Genomic DNA, 16,685 nt, shown 5'->3' on the forward strand with positions numbered 1-16,685 from the left:
ACGACGCTATTTAAACTGTTTATTTTTATTAGAATAGGCTAATATATAAATGAATTATTAAAAAGGAGTGCCACTATGAAAGTAAATAAGTATATTTATGCAGTGTTATCATTCTTTTTAGGAGGGTTCGGTGTCCATAAATTTTACAGTAAGAAAATTGGATTAGGAATCCTCTGTATTCTGTTTTGTTGGACAGGTATACCTGGCGTGATTGGCATGATTGAGGGCATCATAGCGATACTTAAAGATGCAGATGAAGATAATCAAATCACAGTTTAACATGTTTTGACTCCACAATTTATATTTAGATTTTAATTTTTAAGATGTTAAAAAATCAAATATGATATAATTAATCCATAAAGAAATATTTATTGTACGTAAAAGTAATAATCAGCTCATTTTCGAGTTAAATTAAAATTTAAGGAGAAGATGATTATGAAATTAAGATGGAATTTTTGGTGGATTGTCAGCTTACTTGAACTTGCGTCATTTGTGATCTTCTCAGTATTCTTATGGATGAGAGATGTTGATGCGTCAGGTGCAGTTCAGACTACCGAATTGAAATGGTTGAACATTGCGGTACTCGCTTGCGCTTATTTAGTTCCATTCGTCATTCAGGTTGGATGGGCAATCTTAAACTTTACAATATCAAGTAAGAAAACGTCGGTTAATTAAAAGAATATTAAAAAAGAGATTGGGCAATCATGTGTTGTCCAATCTCTTTTTTGTGTGAGTTATTCTGCTTTTGGCGTATCTTGTTTCTTTTTTCGTTTGAATCCTCTTTTTACATCTCTAATTTGATCAGATGCACCACTCCAAATAGAAAAAAGTGAAAAGCAGAAATGAATTAACTTTATGATGAAATCCATGAAACGCCACTCCCCCTATGATGTCTTCATATTATTTATCCTTATGTATAGTAAATGTTCCAAAAAATACTAAGATGAAATCTATAGATAGCAAAATATAGAATATCCTTTCAAACACTGGGTTTGCAATCAACGGTTTATTAAATGAGATGATTATAGCGATAGCTAAAAGTAAAAGGACAATTGTCATATAGTATTTGTTTTTAAGTAGCATGTCCATCTCCTTCAGTTGAATGGTTAATTTACACATTACTATCTTCACTATAAGCATAACAAAATTAAAATAAATTTCTATCACTTTATTCCCATCTTATATAGATATTCCAAAATTTCGAGCTGTATACACCACCACTAAAATGTAAAACTATGCAGATTACAATTGATAATGATTTTCAACTGTTGTATCATAAAGTTATCATATAATATCAAATTACATATGAAAAGCAGATGTATAGATATATTGTAAAATTCTAGTAGATTGTATAAAGGTTTTAGGCGGAGAGTGAATGTGATGTGTATAGCTTGCAACATCATATTTAAAAATTCAGATTAATCTAACAATAATATTCACCTTTCGCCTCGCCTAAGCTATATCTCAACGTCTTTCACCATATCTGTACACGCTAAAAAGACATCTATTAAGGGAGTGAAATAATGAATAAGTTAACAGTCAAAGATTTAATTACCGTAGGGATTTTTACAGCGATTTATATCGTACTCTTTTTTGCAACGTCAATGGTGGGGTATATTCCATTTTTAATTCCGTTTTTAGGATTTTTATGCCCGATTGTCTGTGGTATTCCGTTCATTTTGTATGTCATGAAAATTAATAAATTTGGCATGATTACATTAACTGGGGCAATTTTAGGGATTGTGTTCATGGCCATGGGTAGTGGTTTAATCCTTATTCCTGCAGGCATCCTTTTTGGTTTCCTCGCTGATTTATTAATGAAAAAAGGTAATTATACAAATGGCAAATACATCACTTGGGGATATGTCGTCTTCTCGTTATGGATTATGGGCTTTTTCTCACGCATGTATATCGCACGCGATGCATATATGAAAGAAACTGCACAATCTTACGGACAGGATTATGCGGCTACATTAGAGGCGGTTACACCACTCTGGACGCTACCAGTAATGGCAGTGTTAACGGTTCTGGGTGCATTAATCGGTGCTTGGTTAGGTAAAAAAATGTTCAGTAAACACTTTAAAAAGGCGGGACTCGTGTGAGTGTTGCGGTTAGTGCATTAAGGGATCAACGTAATCGCATCGCTCAACTAGACCCTAGAACAAAACTTTTATTAACGATGACCGTGAGCACGATATTAATTTCGAGTGGGAGTTCGCAAAGTATTTTACGTGTGATTTTAACTCTTTTTTCATTAATGTTGCTGCTAAGTATTCATAGATACAGTTTGTTTATCAATTTTACACTCGTTTTTATTGCACTTATTGCAATTCAACAATGGTTGGTTCCTATTACCGATGGACTACTTCAGTTCATTTTATTAGGGATTGTTGGCATATTTATGAATATTTTACCGGGGTTCATCGTCGGTTTCTTTACTTTATTTTCAACAAAAGTGAGTGAATTTATTGCAGCGATGGAGAAACTAAAATTACCACGAACTGTGATTATTCCCATCTCCGTTATTTTTAGATTTTTCCCGACGATTGCAGAAGAATATCAACATATTAGTCATGCAATGAAATTAAGAGGCATCACATTTACACGCCATTTTACCAAATTAATTGAATACCGCGTTATTCCACTGATTATTTCCGTCGTTCAAATCGGTAATGATCTCTCATTTACGGCGATGACACGAGGGATTGATGCACCCAATCAACGGACAAATGTGTGTGTCGTTAAATTGGGTTGGTTAGATAAATTATTGATGCTTATCATGCTTATTCTATGGGTCATTTACTTTAAGGAGAAATTTTTTCAATGATTAAATTCGATCATGTCACATTTCAATACGACGCTGCTGAAACACCTGCAATTAAAGACATTACGCTACACATTAAACAAGGAGAGCTCGTGCTTTTCTGCGGAAAATCAGGAAGTGGGAAATCTACTATTACGAAATTGATTAATGGGCTCATTCCAAGAGGACACGAAGGCGAACTGACGGGGGAAGTGACTGTGAACGATACACCCATCTCAAAGTTACCGATGTATGCACTTTCGGAAATGGTCGGAAGCGTGTTTCAGAACCCGAAGACACAATTTTACAATGTAGACACGACGAGCGAACTTGCCTTTAATTTGGAAAATAGAGGTATCGATCCCGCTGTCATTACCGCAAGTATAGATAAAGTGATGCAGCAGTTCGACATTACGCATTTATTAGATCGCAACATTTTTGAGTTATCAGGCGGTGAAAAACAAATCATCGCTTGTGCGACGGTCTTACTGGCTAATCCAGATATCATTGTATTGGACGAACCCTCTTCCAACCTCGATATGTACAGTATTAAAAAATTGAAAGAAATGATTCAATATTTAAAAGATGAGGGCAAAACAATTGTCCTTGTAGATCATCGTTTGGATTACATTATGAATGATGCAGATCGGATTGTTTATATCGAAGACGGAAAAATAGCTTCTGTTTACGACTTAGCGCAATTTAAGTCATTGAGTACGGCACAATATGAAGAGATGGGACTACGATTTGTGCCAACTAAAGCGAAGTTGGTACAACCTGCTGAAGAGACCAAGCATATCGAAATTAAAGATTTCACCTATGCGTATGATCGATTCAGCAAACGAAAACAGTTAGATATCGCAACTGCTCAGATACCTACTAACGAGGTCGTGGCTATTATCGGTAATAACGGGAGTGGCAAATCTACCTTTGCGAAAAGCTTGAGTGGCTTGAATAAAAGGTTTAAAGGTCGCGTCACATATGACAATCATACCTTTAAATCACGACAATTACTCAAACAGAGTTATATGGTATTTCAAGATGTGAATAATCAACTTTTTACTGAAAATCTAGAACAAGAACTGAAATTATTAGATCAACAGGTCGATGATGCCCAAGTGGATGAGATGTTAGCGCAAATTCATTTACTCGACAAAAAGGCAGCCCATCCATTTTCACTATCTGGCGGAGAAAAGCAAAGATTAGCGATAGCGACAGCAATCATGAGTCATAAACGCATCATTATCTTCGACGAACCAACGTCAGGACTTGATTTATTTCATATGAAAAAGGTCGCAGCGTTGATTCATAGTATTAAGAACCACAATAAAATGGTTTTGATTATTACCCATGATAAAGCACTCATTTCTGAAATATGTAGTTATGTGCTGCATTTTGCGGAAGGGAAAATTATAGACCAATATCCATTAGATGAACAAGGGCAACAAAAGCTAGATGCCTACTTTGATGTGTAATTGAGGGGAAGAGGGGAGCGAACAAAGGATGAACACCAGTGAACATTGGATCAAATCTTTAATTGGATTTGGGAAAGACAGCCAATTTAAAATTATCTTATCTGTACTATTATCGATTATCAGCGTTTTTGCTGGGCTCGTGCCTTACTGGGCAGTTTATAAAATCATTATTTTAATGATAGAAGGTCCTCACACACTAGATCAAGTCCTTCCATATATAGGTATTGCAGCGGGAGCCTACATCTTACAACTACTTAGCTTTGGAGGCTCAACGATGCTTTCTCATGTAACCGCTTACGATATTTTATCGACGATTCGAAAGCAACTCGCACAGAAATTGATGCGATTGCCACTCGGCGTTGTAGAATCTAAGAAAATTGGTGAACTGAAAAGCATCTTTGTCGATAAAGTTGAAACGATCGAATTGCCTTTAGCCCATATGATTCCCGAATTGATTGGGAATTTGCTGCTGTCGATTGCAATCTTCTGTTACATCGTCGTGATTGATTGGCGGATGGCTTGTGCGATGCTCATCACTGTACCGATTGCGTTTTTCGCTTTTAAAAGGTTGATGTCAGGCTTTAATGAGACGTATGAAACGCAAATGACATCTAACAATTATATGAATAGTGCCATCGTCGAATATATTGAAGGGATCGAAGTCATTAAAACATTTAACCAATCACAAAATTCGTATCAAAAGTATAAAGATGCCGTTAATAACTACAAAGCGCATACGCTCAGTTGGTTCGAAAAGACATGGGGCTACATGAACTTAGGTGCTAGTGTTTTACCATCTACTTTTTTAGGCGTGCTACCGGTGGGGATGTATCTCGTTTCAATCCAACAACTTAGCTATGCGCAGTTCTTTCTGTGCTTGGTATTGTCTTTAGGCGTGGTCGCCCCAATCAAGAACTTTACAAACTATGTGAACCAGTTGAAGTCGATTCAATATGCGATTACGGAAGTACGAGATGTATTAGATTTAGATGAATTAGCAGTGACGGACCAGTTTAAAACGCCACAAAATCATGATATTCGGTTTAATGATGTCGGATTCTCTTATAGTGGAGATAAGGATGATCTCGTTTTTGATCATTTGTCCTTTTCTATTCCCCAACAGACATTTACCGCTATCGTAGGTGCGTCAGGAAGTGGGAAGTCAACGATTGCGAAGTTACTGGCACGGTTCTGGGATGTGGCATCAGGAGCAATTACCAATGGTGGCGTCAATATCAAAGAACTTGATCCGAAACAGTTAAATGATTTCGTTGGCTTTGTGGGACAAGATAATTTCTTGCTTAATCTTACATTTAAAGAAAATATTAAACTTGGGAATCCAGAAGCGACAGACGAAGAAGTGGTAGAAGCGGCGAAACTCGCGCAATGCCATACCTTTATTGAAAAATTGCCTGAAGGTTATGACACATTGGTCGGTACTGTTGGCGATAAACTTTCCGGCGGTGAAAAGCAACGTGTGACGATAGCGAGGATGATTTTGAAAGACGCACCGATTATTGTATTGGATGAAGCGACTGCATATGTGGATCCAGATAATGAACAAAAGATTCAAGGCGCTTTGAATGCACTCACGCAAAATAAAACACTCATCGTCATCGCACATCGACTCTCTACAATTAAAGAAGCAGACCAAATTATTGTGTTGGGCGAGCAACATATTGTTGAGAAAGGCGATCACCAAACGCTTTTAGATAAGAAAGGAACGTATCACCATATGTGGCAAATGCATGTAGGTGCTAAAGATTGGGGCGTGTCTTCATAATATGAAAGATGTAAGAAGGGAGGAAGTGACTTATGTTTCACATCACATTTAAAATATTGAAATGGGCATCCCCCTATAAAACGAGACTTATCTTAGGCTTTCTCATGTCGTTTATTAATTCGTTATTTATTGCGTTACCGATTTTCCTAGCAGCGCAAGTATTTAATCGTATATTATCGGATCAACCGATTCAGTTGTATGAAGTATTCAGCGTTTTTGGCATCATGGTTTTATTAGTATTAGCGCGATTTGTCACGGCTTATATGAAAAATAAACTCCAGGAAAGCATCGCATATGAAATGAGTGCCACAGAACGGTTAAATATTGGAGAAAAGCTAAAGAGTGTGCGGTTAGGCTATTTTGATGATCATCATACCAATGAATTAACGACGATGGTCACGACAGATTTAACATTTCTAGAAAATTTCGCGATGAAGATGATTGATATTGTTATTAATGGTTACATTCTCATCACGGTACTGATACTATCGCTATTCGTTGTATCATGGGAAATCGCACTGTTGGCACTTATCGGAGTGATACTGTCTCTCTTGAGTCTTCATTTATTAGAAAAGCAAAGCCATCGCAACGCACCACAATATCACCAAGTTCAAGGTCAACTTGTAGAGAAAGTGTTAGAAGTGGTGAGAGGTATCCAGGTGATTAAAACGTTTGCGAAAGAAAATACGAGTTTGAAGAGTTTTAACCATGCAGTAGATGAGAGTAAACGCCAAAACACAAAGATTGAGTTACAGTACACGCCGTTTAATCTGTTACATTTATTGAGTTTGAAATTGGTTTCTGTGTTGATTGTACTCGTGGCTTGTATCTTATTTATGAATCAAAGTATGGATCTACCGACGCTCATTATGGTCGCAATCTTTTCATTTGTTATCTTTGATAGCGTAGAGCACGTGAATAGTGCTGCGCATGTGCTAGAAATGATCGATACCACACTCGATGATATTGAGGAAATCAAGGCTGCGCCACTTTTAGATGAAAGCGGTAAAGAAATAGTGCTTGAAAATGATTCGATTGCATTCGAAAATGTGAGCTTTTCGTACGGTGACCAGCAAGTCATTCATAACGTGACATTTGATATTCCAGAACGGACGTCGACTGCCATTATTAGTCCTTCAGGAAGCGGAAAATCTACATTGTGTCATTTGCTGATGCGATTCTATGATGTCGATCAAGGTAATATACGTATCGGTGGCGTGGATATTCGTGAAATGAAACTCAGCACATTGATGTCTCAAATCAGTGCAGTGTTTCAAAAAGTCTATCTATTCAATGATACGATTGAGCATAATATCCTTTATGGTAAACCCGATGCGACGAAAGAAGAAGTGATTGAAGCTGCGAAACAAGCGTGTTGTCATGATTTTATCATGGCATTACCGCATGGTTATCAAACGATGGTGAATGAAAAGGGCACAAATTTATCAGGTGGCGAAAAGCAACGGATTTCGATTGCGCGTGCGATTTTGAAAGATGCACCGATCATTATTTTAGATGAAGCGACTGCGAGCATTGACCCTGAAAATGAGCACCTGATTCAAAATGCGATTGATGAATTAAGTAAAGGGAAAACGGTCATAACAATTGCCCATAAGATTGGTACCATTAAGAATGCCAATCAAATTATTGTGTTGGATGAAGGTGAGATCATTCAAAAAGGGGATCACGATACATTGATTCAACAACCTGGGAAATACAGAGATTTCATTCATATACGTCATCAATCAGAAGGCTGGAGATTGTAACTGTAATAGTAATCAAAATCTATCAAACCCACCGTGAATTTAGAGGACACGGTGGGTCTAACATTATTGTTCTATTTTAATTTTGCTTTTACCGAGGAAGTAAATTAATACGCCAAAAAAGATGCCGCCAATAAGCCATCCGAAGATGTCCAAATTAGCTAAGATAACATGCGTTTGGCCTATAAATTGTAAAAATATGTTTAATAAAAAGGCAAGTCCTACGAAAAGAATTGAAGCAATTACAGATTGTAGTTTTAATTTTTTAAGCATGACTTTATATTCTGTTTTAGAATAAACCACTTCTTTATCGACACCTGCATTTTTGAGTGAAAACATTATGGCTAAAGATTCAATCAACACGAGTACAAGGAATAAGAACGTGCCCGTAGAGAATGTATGCTTATAAGCATCAAAAACAAAACTAATCAACGTAAGTAATAATATGAGCCAATAGGAAGCTAAAAAAAGTGTAGCCAATTTGGAATTCATGATTTGTTCTTCTCTTTCATCTCTGTCTGCAACTATCCCTAAAGTAAATTTTTTCCATGATTGTTTAAATTTATCCATATGAATTACTCCTTCCAAAAGATATCATTCAAAGTTACATCTAAAGCCAAACAAATATTGATACACAAATTCAAAGAGGGATTATATTTGTTGTTTTCAATCATGTTGATGGTTTGTCTTGAAACATTTACTTTTTTTGCTAATTCCAACTGTGAGATTTGTTTACTTTTTCGGTATTCTGATAAACGGTTCATGTGATCCCACCTCGAAAGTGTCTTATATATTTTACATTTATCATAAGGTATCTTTTCACTAATGTCAAATATACATGACACTTCTATTTTAAATTTAGTAAAATGAGTGCTCACAAATCATTTTTAGACCAAACAAAAAGTAGATTTTTATTCGGGAAGTGTTGCGGTTTCACATTAATGGCTCTTCTCACATGTAAGACAGATTATTATCAATTAAAATGACTGATTTTTCCAAAAATTAAATCTTTTAAAATCTGTAATTAAAAGTTAATGTGCAGGGTATAACAAAATGTAACCCAATTTAAGGAGGTATTATCATGAGTACAGTAGTAAGAGAATATACAAATGACGAAAAATTACAAGAAATTATTGAAAAATTAGTAGACAATGGTATCAGTAACGAAGATATTTTTGTATTATCTCACGATGATGACAGAACAACTCGTATCGTAAATAATACTGGCATCAATCATATTAACTACAATAAATATGATTTAGGTGAATCATTCGACAAAAAAGGTGACGAATTAAGAGAAAAACTTCAAGAAGTTGGATTAACAGAAGATCAAGCTAGCGAATACGAAGCAGACATGGACGAAGGTAAAGTATTCCTACTTGTTAAAGATGAAAAAGCTGAAGAATATTTATAATTTCAGCTTAAAATAATAAAATTTCCTTTCGGCTTCATTTCCTTACCTCGCCATCAAGGTGTTTACCTTGGTGGTTTTTTTGTTTGTCTAAAATGAACAGAGTATGACTCGGGAAATATTTTGATTCAATTTGCCTGAAATTAAATTAAGCAGAAGAATTCTTTTTTATAATGGTCATTTATTGTAGAATGTTAATAAACGATTATAGAGGAGGTGTCGACATGTTTCTTATAGCTTTTTGTTGCAGATTTTTACAAATCATTCGCAACAAATTTGCCGCATTAATTTCAAAATTGGTGGAGTCTGTCTTTTTTGAGATTAATCAACGGTCTATAAGGAACTGACACCTTTCGTTTGCTTCCTTATAGGCGCTATGGAGGAAGTAAAATGAATATATTAAATGGCTCGAACATTTCTAAACGATATTTAGAAGATATTTTGTTTGATCATATTAAAATCACCTTAAATGCAGGAGACAAAATCGGTTTAGCCGGTAGAAATGGTGAAGGTAAAACGACATTATTGAGACTTTTAGCCGGCATAGAACAACCCACTTCAGGTGATTTAAGTTGGAAGAAAAATATAGCAATCGGCTTTTTAGATCAAACACCGCAATATGAAGCGCACGCCAAAGTTTATCAATGTTTAAAATCCGTTTTCCATTCGTTAAATGAAGTCGCTGATCAGCTTGAAACGATTGAAAAAGAGATGAGCGCATCACCGGATGACATTGAACGGTTAATGACACGATATGGCGAATTGCAGCTTTATTTTGAGAAAAATGGTGGATATGAAATAGAAGCTCAAATACGCAAGGTCGCAAGTGGATTAAATATATCGCACTTACTTGATTCAGAATGGGGAACGCTTTCTGGCGGCGAGCGTACGAAGGTAGGTATTGCACAAATACTCATTCAATCTACAGATTTATTGCTTCTTGATGAACCGACGAATCATCTTGATATCAAAGCAATCGAGTGGCTCACTCAGTATATCGCCAATTATGAGGGCTCAGTCGTGATTGTCTCACATGATCGATACTTTTTAGACGAAACGGTCAATCAAATTATGGAAATTGATCAACAAAATTTACATGTCTACGAAGGCAATTACTCACACTTTGTAGAAGAAAGAGAAAAAAGAGTATTAGCTGAATTTGAAGCTTACCAAAACCAACAAAAGAAAATTAAAAAGATGAAAGAATCGATTAAGCAATTGAGAATTTGGGCGGGCCAAGCGAAGCCACCCAATGCGGCGATGTATAAGCGTGCGAAAAGCATGGAGAAAGCTTTAAATCGGATTCAACGACTAGAAAAGCCAGTGTTTGAACCGAAAAATATGAATATTGAGCTTAAAGAAGGGAAACGCGTTTCTAACAAAGTTGTAGAAATGACGCACGTTGCGAAGTGCTATGATGACTTCTTATATGACGACGTGAATATGTTAGTGCGTAGAGGCGAGCATGTGGCGATTATCGGAGACAATGGTGCTGGTAAATCTACATTACTGAAAATGATATTAGGTAACGTTCATCCGGATGAGGGAACCGTTTATACTGCGGCCAATTTAAAAATTGGTTATCTTTCGCAACATGAATTCGAAGATGAAAATGATGATACGGTCTTGAACATTTTTAGAGAAAGAGTCAATGTGACTGAAGGTAAAGCACGTCATTTACTTGCGAATTTTATGTTTTATGGAAAAGATGTATTTAAAAAAGTGAAAGATTTAAGTGGCGGAGAAAAAGTGAGATTAAGATGGGCGCAAATCGTCAATAGCGACTACAATTTGCTAGTGTTGGATGAACCGACGAACCACTTAGACATCGATTCTAAAGAAACGATAGAAGATGCATTGCTTGATTACGATGGAACAATCATCACCGTCTCTCATGACAGATACTTCTTAAATAAGCTGTTTAATACAACATATTTGTTGAAAGATCAAAAACTAGAAAAATTTGAAGGCAACTACGAATATGTTAAAAGCAAAAATGCACTGTGAGCTGAGCAGTTATAAATAAATCGCTTGCACCTACTTTTATCCATCAGGATAGAAGTAGGTGGTTTTTATAAGTATAAGTACATTAAATCTTCATCATAAAATTGATCGTTGTAGTAAATAGCACTAGGTTCAACGCCGTAACTTTGAAAACCAAATGTTTCATATAATTTTTTAGCTTTAGTGTTTTTTGAACCTACCATAAGTTGCAACATTATTAATCCTTCCATTTGTTTTGCTTTTTCTAATGTAAATTGGAGTACTTTTTTAGCAATACCTCTTTTTCTGTATTCGGAATCACAATACATCGCAGTCAAAATTGCTTTGTGTCTCATCTTTAAACCGGTAAATCTCTTGAATTTAATAGTGCAAATGAGTTTGTTTTCTACAAAAGCTCCGACAACAAAACTAGATTTTTTTGGAATTAATTGTTTCTTAAAATCTTCTAAATTTAAAGTGATTTCATCTTCATAAGAAGCTCCAAAAGCTAAAGGATCAGTTTGAAGCCCTTTAAGACGTAGTTGTCTATAAGCTTCAGCATCTTTTTCATTTAAAATTAAAATATCCATTCATGCCTCTCCTATTCCAATTAAATTTTTATTACTTAAGTTATCTTATATAATAAACTAAAAAGAGAGTGAAAGTTAGAAGGATATTGAATAAAGTGTGGAAAATAACTTTCATTGATTTTGCTTAATGTTCTTCTTCAAAAAAGAACAAATCACTTAACGCTACTTCTAATACTTAAGCTAATTTTAAGTAGTGAGAGATAGACAGATTGGTTAAAATCACAAATCGATCATACATCTCAAAAATAAACAACGCATTTCTTAATGAATTTCATCGTTAAAGCATGCATCAAACAAATTTTTGCTACGGAAATAAAAATAATTAAAATGTATTAAAGTTGGCTGACTAATATTCTATAAAAATAGCCAATTATTATAAAAATTATGCTATGATATAAGATGTAATTAATGGTTATTCATTTTTATTGTTTTGGGAAATTTTTAATTTACATAAGAGGGGATAATTAAAATGCAATTTGTCCAATTGACGCCTGAAGAGTTTAATGGTTTTACAATGAAAGCGCCTTCTCATTATACACAAAGCGCGAGACATTATAATTACAGACATCAGGATCAAGATGATGCGCATCTCGTAGGAGTAAAGGAAAATGACGAAGTGATCGCAGCGTGTTTATTAACTGAAGCAAGATGTTTAAAGTTCTTTCGTTATTTCTATACACATCGAGGGCCGGTACTTGATTTTAACAACGTCAAATTAGTCGAATTCTTTTTCAGCCATTTGACGCAATATCTTAAAAAACATAATTGTTTATATGTGTTAGTAGACCCGTACATATTAGAAAATATCAGAACTGCAACCGGTGAGATTATTAAATCCTTTGATAACCGTGCAGTTGTAAAAACGCTAGAACAACTTGGATACAAACATCAAGGTTATACAGTAGGTTATTCACAAACTAGCCAAATACGTTGGCTCTCTGTACTCGATTTAAAAGATAAATCAGAAGACCAATTATTAAAAGAAATGGATTACCAAACACGTAGAAACATTAAAAAAACATACGAAATGCACGTCAAAGTCAAAACGTTACCAATTGAAGAAACGGATCGCTTCTTCAAACTATTTAAAATGGCCGAAGAAAAACACGGTTTCAAATTTAGAGAACTCGACTATTTTATTAGAATGCAACGTATGTATGGTGATCGTGCCTTCTTGAAACTCGCATACATCAATTTAGATGAACTGCTTGATGTGCAACAACAAAAGGAAAATGCACGTCAAAGTCAACTAGATGAAGTTCATGCATCATTGGAAGAAAATCCTAACTCTAAAAAAAGTAAAAATAAAGCCAAACAAATTGAACAACAATTAAATAGCCAAACTAAAAAAATTAATGAAACAAAAGCACTCATTGAAACGGATGGTACGACACTTGATTTAGCTGCCGCATTGTATCTCTACAATGAACATGAAGTTTACTATCTATCGAGTGGTTCAAATCCTAAATATAATGCCTATATGGGCGCCTACCGTTTACAATGGGAAATGATTAAGTTCGCCAAAGCACACAACATAGACCGCTATAACTTTTATGGTATTACCGGTGACTTCAGCGAAGATGCAGAAGACTATGGTGTGCAACGATTTAAAGAAGGCTTTAACGCTCACGTCGAAGAATATATCGGTGACTTTATCAAGCCAATCAAACCAGTATTATATCAACTTTATCAACGAATGAATCGATAAACAGGATACGATGTAAAGCGATGGTACGGTCGATATAACAGGCTGTGACATCGCTTTTTTTCTATTTGTATTAGGATGGCAGTATGCGGGAGGTCACTCTGGAAGCACAAGGGGTTACGGGAATCTGACCTCCGTCTATTTGTTGGAATAGGAAAAATGAATAAGTATTGATCAAAATATATAGTGACTTACTAAAGGAGGGATACCGGTGTTTGATCATAGGGAACAATTTACGCTCGGTTTGATTATTATCGTTTACTTTATCTTCTTATTACTTATGTCTTTATACATAAAAAGAAATATAAAAACATATGATGATTACAATGTCGCAAGTCGAACAGTTTCAATCTTTCCACTGATGCTGACATTTATTAGTACAGGGGTCGGTGGCGCAACTTTACTCGGTTATATGGAAAATGGATACGTTGCAGGTATGGGCCAACAATGGATCCATATTACGATGTTGAGTGCGGTCATCGTGCTTGCCATCTTTTTCTTAAAACGCATTCGCTTACTCGGTGAAAAACATCAAATGGTTACGATTGGTGACTACATCGCATTACGTTACGGAGAAGGTGCCCGAATTCCAACGGTGATTAGTTATCTTTTCGCATATTGTGCGATGACAGGAATGCAATTTGTGGCTATCGCTTCCGTCTTAAATTTAACTATTGGAGTACCGATGTTTTCCGGTGTGCTCATCGGATGGATTTTACTTACAATTAAGACTTACTTTGGAGGACTCAAAGCAGTCATTTGGCAAGATTTAGTGCAAGGGATTATCTTAACGATTGGTATCATCGTACTATTCTTTGTCGTAATGTATGATGCAGGAGGTTGGAGTGAAGTCAGTGCAAAAGCCATTCAACAACACCAACCTGAAATGTTAGATGTATTACATATTACGCCTAACGAAATTCTGATCTATCTCTTAACTTTAGCGTTCTATCAATTTATTAGACAAGATGTGTGGCAACGTATTTGGGCCGCAAAAGATTTAAGAACAGCGCGTACAGGTTATACTATTTCAATGATTATCGCTGTATTACTTGGTGCTATGGTTGTGCTTATTGGGGTGTACAGTCATTTTGGTTTAGACATCAACATCAAAGATACACCAATGATCTTTTATAACGTCATTCAAGATGTCTTCCCATTCCCACTTGTGGTCGCAATGATTCTCGTGCTGTTAGCTGCGGTTATCTCAAGCGCGGACTCATTCTTCATTGCTGGGGCGTCATCGATTGCGAATGATATCATCAAACCTCACGTGAAAGTAGAAAATCAAGATCGCATGTTACTTTATAGTAAATTATCCGTGATTTTCGTATCTATGATTGCACTGATACTCGCGTTGATGATTCCAGGATTAGTCGAGTTAATGGTGACAGGTACTGCAATGACAGTTTCAGGATTACTCGCACCTGTCGTATTCGGCCTCTTCTGGTCTCGTCCGACAAAACTTGCAGGTAATCTCTCTATGTGGGTCGGTTTGATTTCAGCGATCATATGGCAAATCTTAGGACATCCTTATGGCATGCATCCAATCCTCATTGGATTACCACTCTCTATTGTGACATTACTAGTTGTGACACTTTTTGATAAAAAAGGACGTACAGTCGCTCAATAAATTCACATTTTGAATTGAATTATTTGTAAGACACTTTCATCTCATTCTGAAAATTAGAGTGAAGATGGAAGTGTCTTTTTTATGTTTTATAGGTTAAATAGGATAGAAGATTTCTATTATATAAAGGAAAACAAATTTGTCTCCAGCTTCTTTAAAAAGCCTTAAAAAGCTGATTTCATAGTCTTTATACAGGGTATAGATCGTGCTGTTTATTAAATGGAAAACACATTTGTATAAAATACATATTAAAAATAGAAAGGTATTTAAAAACTTAATTTTGCCACACAAAAAATTCGAAAATTAGTTGTAAAATTTATTAATTGGGGTATAATGGCAAAAACAATATAATTCAGTTAATTAGTTGTGTGTAATTTTTACGATCTTAATGGAGGCGAATTTATGTCAAAGCAGCAAAGAAATAAATTCCGGCAAAGTTTTGCAGATGAAAAAGCTCGGGTAAGGCTTTATAAATCTGGTAAAAATTGGGTCAAAGCCGGGATTAAAGAGATTAAATTATTAGGTATAATGGGCGTGCCTTTCTTAAGCAGCAGCATTGAAAAACAACCAGACTTGTCTCAAAAGACAGATGGATTTGTTAAACGTCAAGCGCTTAAGACGACCGCCGTGGCAGGGGGAATATTTACTGTCAATATGTTGCATGATCAACAGGCGTTTGCTGCATCCGATGCGCCAGTGACATCAGAACTTTCTGCGCATAGTGAAACAGTAGGTAACCAAAACTCCACTGCAATTGGTAAATCAGAAACCAATACTTCAGCTTCAGAAGAACTCTCAACAAGTATTTCTGAAAGCGAATCTGCATCATTAGCAGAGCAAGCTACTTCTGAATCAACAAGCGAGGAAGAAGCAAACAAAGCGTCAACTTCAAGCCGTGCAGATGAAGAACAATCAGAATCAACTGAAGCCTCTTCTACTTCTGAACGTCAAGAAGAAAGCGAAAGCGCTAAAAAAGAGACAACAAGTGAAGAAGCGGAACAGCCTGCTTCAGAGTCAAGTAACTCTGAATCTACTTCAGCAGAACAAACTTCTGAAAAGCAACAATCTTCTGAATCTGTAAAAGAAGATAAAGCAGAACAAAAGAGTACGAAAGCAGATGAAACATCTGAATCTCAAGCAAGTCAATCTACAGCAACTTCAGAAGATAAAGCCTCTGAAAAAGCTTCAACTTCACAAAATGCGAAAGACACTTCAGCAAGTCAAAAAGCAGAACGTCAAAGCACAAGTACTACTGAAAGTACAACGGGCAAAGACGTGGTCTCTGATGTGATAAGCTTTAAGACTTCAACAAGTGAATCACGTGGTTATTCAGGCTTCCGTGCAAGAAGTGCAGGTAGAATCGCTCTCGACAACTTTGCAAGATTAGCAGAAAATGGCGCGAGAGCAGCAGCCGATGCATCCCAAACACAAACATATACAGGTGCGGGGTATGATCAAAAAACGTACCAATTTATTATAAATTGACGACGAAACAAAATGGAAATCGTGTTGATTTTACTTATACAGTTACTTATGATAACC

At 35.9% G+C, this 16,685-nt stretch carries 16 protein-coding genes; 12 read left to right on the forward strand and 4 right to left on the reverse strand.

Going from position 1 to position 16,685, the window contains the following annotated elements:
- The first annotated feature begins 75 nt into the window (after positions 1–75).
- Both ACSBRB_RS04430 and ACSBRB_RS04435 read left to right on the forward strand, forming a co-directional pair.
- Complete coding sequence (locus ACSBRB_RS04430) at positions 76–279, forward strand: TM2 domain-containing protein (protein WP_059106244.1); 204 nt, start codon at positions 76–78, stop codon at positions 277–279.
- A 156-nt stretch (positions 280–435) separates the two neighbouring features.
- Positions 436–675 carry a DUF3923 family protein gene (locus ACSBRB_RS04435; protein WP_435031810.1) on the forward strand — a complete coding sequence of 80 codons (240 nt, stop codon included), beginning with the start codon at positions 436–438 and terminating at the stop codon, positions 673–675.
- 59 nt (positions 676–734) lie between these two features.
- On the opposite strand, the gene ACSBRB_RS04440 is transcribed toward ACSBRB_RS04435, so the two are convergent.
- Positions 735–869 (reverse strand): hypothetical protein, encoded by a 135-nt coding sequence (locus tag ACSBRB_RS04440; RefSeq protein ID WP_258026017.1) that lies wholly within the window; start codon positions 867–869, stop codon positions 735–737.
- 654 nt (positions 870–1,523) lie between these two features.
- Between ACSBRB_RS04440 and ACSBRB_RS04445 the strand changes: the two genes are divergently transcribed.
- Genes ACSBRB_RS04445 through ACSBRB_RS04465 form a run of 5 tightly spaced genes read left to right on the forward strand, consistent with a single transcriptional unit; the run spans position 1,524 to position 7,827 of the window.
- Positions 1,524–2,102 (forward strand): MptD family putative ECF transporter S component, encoded by a 579-nt coding sequence (locus ACSBRB_RS04445; protein ID WP_059106247.1) that lies wholly within the window; start codon positions 1,524–1,526, stop codon positions 2,100–2,102.
- Positions 2,099–2,827, forward strand: a complete 729-nt coding sequence (locus ACSBRB_RS04450; RefSeq protein ID WP_059106248.1) for an energy-coupling factor transporter transmembrane component T family protein — start codon at positions 2,099–2,101, stop codon at positions 2,825–2,827. The genes ACSBRB_RS04445 and ACSBRB_RS04450 overlap by 4 nt, the downstream gene beginning before the upstream one ends.
- Entirely contained in the window at positions 2,824–4,278 is a 1,455-nt protein-coding gene (locus ACSBRB_RS04455) for an ABC transporter ATP-binding protein (protein WP_059106249.1), read from the forward strand. Before ACSBRB_RS04450 ends, ACSBRB_RS04455 begins: the two co-directional genes overlap by 4 nt.
- A gap of 28 nt (positions 4,279–4,306) precedes the next feature.
- Entirely contained in the window at positions 4,307–6,061 is a 1,755-nt protein-coding gene (locus ACSBRB_RS04460) for an ABC transporter ATP-binding protein (RefSeq protein WP_435031811.1), read from the forward strand.
- A 32-nt stretch (positions 6,062–6,093) separates the two neighbouring features.
- Positions 6,094–7,827 (forward strand): ABC transporter ATP-binding protein, encoded by a 1,734-nt coding sequence (locus ACSBRB_RS04465; RefSeq protein ID WP_435031812.1) that lies wholly within the window; start codon positions 6,094–6,096, stop codon positions 7,825–7,827.
- Between the two features lie 63 nt (positions 7,828–7,890).
- On the opposite strand, the gene ACSBRB_RS04470 is transcribed toward ACSBRB_RS04465, so the two are convergent.
- Positions 7,891–8,394: a hypothetical protein gene (locus tag ACSBRB_RS04470; protein WP_150888224.1), complete on the reverse strand. Its 504-nt coding sequence runs from the start codon at positions 8,392–8,394 to the stop codon at positions 7,891–7,893.
- A gap of 5 nt (positions 8,395–8,399) precedes the next feature.
- Positions 8,400–8,588 (reverse strand): helix-turn-helix transcriptional regulator, encoded by a 189-nt coding sequence (locus ACSBRB_RS04475; RefSeq protein WP_059106253.1) that lies wholly within the window; start codon positions 8,586–8,588, stop codon positions 8,400–8,402.
- A 317-nt stretch (positions 8,589–8,905) separates the two neighbouring features.
- On the opposite strand from ACSBRB_RS04475, the gene ACSBRB_RS04480 reads away from it, so the two are divergent.
- Positions 8,906–9,238, forward strand: a complete 333-nt coding sequence (locus ACSBRB_RS04480) for a YflT domain-containing protein (protein WP_107393071.1) — start codon at positions 8,906–8,908, stop codon at positions 9,236–9,238.
- 387 nt (positions 9,239–9,625) lie between these two features.
- The gene (gene abc-f / locus ACSBRB_RS04485) at positions 9,626–11,242 is read left to right on the forward strand and encodes a ribosomal protection-like ABC-F family protein (protein ID WP_435031813.1); all 1,617 of its coding nucleotides are present in this window, start codon (positions 9,626–9,628) and stop codon (positions 11,240–11,242) included.
- Positions 11,243–11,307: 65 nt separating this feature from the next.
- On the opposite strand, the gene ACSBRB_RS04490 is transcribed toward abc-f, so the two are convergent.
- The gene (locus ACSBRB_RS04490) at positions 11,308–11,808 is read right to left on the reverse strand and encodes a GNAT family N-acetyltransferase (RefSeq protein ID WP_059106256.1); all 501 of its coding nucleotides are present in this window, start codon (positions 11,806–11,808) and stop codon (positions 11,308–11,310) included.
- Between the two features lie 469 nt (positions 11,809–12,277).
- Here ACSBRB_RS04490 and ACSBRB_RS04495 point away from each other — a divergent pair, with 469 nt between their 5' ends.
- The 3 genes from ACSBRB_RS04495 (at position 12,278) to ACSBRB_RS04505 (ending at position 16,628) form a co-directional block, all read left to right on the forward strand.
- Positions 12,278–13,516 (forward strand): aminoacyltransferase, encoded by a 1,239-nt coding sequence (locus ACSBRB_RS04495; protein WP_435031814.1) that lies wholly within the window; start codon positions 12,278–12,280, stop codon positions 13,514–13,516.
- Positions 13,517–13,724: 208 nt separating this feature from the next.
- Positions 13,725–15,146, forward strand: a complete 1,422-nt coding sequence (locus ACSBRB_RS04500) for a sodium:solute symporter family protein (RefSeq protein WP_059106258.1) — start codon at positions 13,725–13,727, stop codon at positions 15,144–15,146.
- Between the two features lie 399 nt (positions 15,147–15,545).
- Positions 15,546–16,628, forward strand: coding sequence for a KxYKxGKxW signal peptide domain-containing protein (locus ACSBRB_RS04505; RefSeq protein WP_435031815.1), 1,083 nt, complete (start codon positions 15,546–15,548; stop codon positions 16,626–16,628).
- Positions 16,629–16,685: the final 57 nt, after the last annotated feature.

The organism is Staphylococcus auricularis (assembly GCF_051172115.1).
GTDB lineage: Bacteria > Bacillota > Bacilli > Staphylococcales > Staphylococcaceae > Staphylococcus > Staphylococcus auricularis_A.